The 1,257-nt window shown below is 66.3% G+C and carries 2 protein-coding genes and 1 pseudogene; all 3 read right to left on the reverse strand.

Annotated features, from left to right (window positions below; genetic code table 11):
• The coding region (locus ACSFA3_RS24070; RefSeq protein WP_435507912.1) for a Bug family tripartite tricarboxylate transporter substrate binding protein at nucleotides 1-669 on the reverse strand (669 nt) is incomplete at its 3' end.
• 49 nt (nucleotides 670-718) lie between these two features.
• Nucleotides 719-1,087, reverse strand: coding sequence for an AtuA-related protein (locus ACSFA3_RS24075; RefSeq protein WP_435465679.1), 369 nt, complete (start codon nucleotides 1,085-1,087; stop codon nucleotides 719-721).
• A pseudogene (locus ACSFA3_RS24080) lies at nucleotides 1,084-1,257 on the reverse strand (acyclic terpene utilization AtuA family protein); the annotation flags it as partial. The gene ACSFA3_RS24075 and the pseudogene ACSFA3_RS24080, both read right to left, overlap by 4 nt.

Here is a 1,257-nt window from a genome sequence, read left to right on the forward strand (position 1 = left end):
CGAGCTGGAGATACCCAGCGCGCGCAGCTTGCCGGCCTTGACCTGCGGCAGGCCGGTGGCCGTGTCGGTGATCATCATGTTGATCTGGCTGCCCAGCAGGTCGGTCACGGCGAGCGTGTTGCTCTTGTAGGGCACGTGCAGCAGCTTGATGTCGGCCATCTGCTGAAGCAGCTCGCCCGCCATGCGGCTCGACGAACTGCCGCTGCCGAAGCTGTACTTGCCCGGCTCCTTCTTTGCGAGCGCGATGAACTCGGCCACGCTCTTCGCAGGGAACGAGGGGTTCACCACCATGATCTGCCCGCCCTTGCCGAGCGCGGCGATGGGCGCGAAGTCTTTCACCGGGTCGTAGGGCAGCTTTTTGAACAGGTGCTCGTTGGCCGCATGCGTGGTGTTGGTGGTGATCAGCACCGTGTAGCCGTCGGCGGGCGCCTTGGCCACGTTCTGCGAGGCGATGAAACCACTGGCGCCGGCCTTGTTGTCGATGATGACGGCCTGCTTCGTCTCCGCCGCGATCTGGTTGCCGAGCGCGCGCGCGATCTGGTCCGTGGCGGTGCCGGCCGCGAAGGGCACGACGAAGGTGATGGCCTTCTCGGGGAAGGCCTCCGCATGGCCCAGCAGCGGCACCAGGGCCAGCGCGACGGTCAGTGCGGTGAGGGGAAATCGTTTCATTGTTTTGTCTCCGGATGGAATGGCTAGGGGAAAAAGAAAAGAGCCGCGGCTATGGCCCGGCCAGCAGTGGCACAAGCGCGCGAGGCACGCGAACAGGCATGTCAAGCAGCAGGAAGGACAGCGCCTTGCCATGCGCGTCGAGGTTCAGTGCATCGTTGACGCCGCCGTCCAGCACCGCGTCGAGCACGAAGTTCATTGCATGGAGCTTCGGCAACACGAATCGCTGGACCTGCGATGGCGCACGGTGATGGAACTGCGCCGCGACGCGCTCGGGCGTGAGCTGCTCGACCAGCAAGGGATAAAGCTCCGGGTGCCATGCGATGACGCTGATGTTGGATCGGTCGCCCTTGTCGCCGGTGCGGCCATGCGCGGCGCGGTACAGCGGCACTTCGACGGTGTCGGTGGTGATGGTGTTCATGCCAGCGCCGCCTCGCCGACCAGTTCGAAGCGCACCGGCACCGCCTCGCGCGGCAGCAGGCACGACAGCGTGTTGAGCCGCGGTGTGAGTGCGGTGCGCACACCGCCGCCGCCTGCCGGGCCGCAGGTGTACAGCGCCATGACCTCGCGCGCCAGTCGCTCAGCCTGCGC

It is taken from the genome of Variovorax glucosi, assembly GCF_051216695.1.
GTDB lineage: Bacteria > Pseudomonadota > Gammaproteobacteria > Burkholderiales > Burkholderiaceae_C > Variovorax.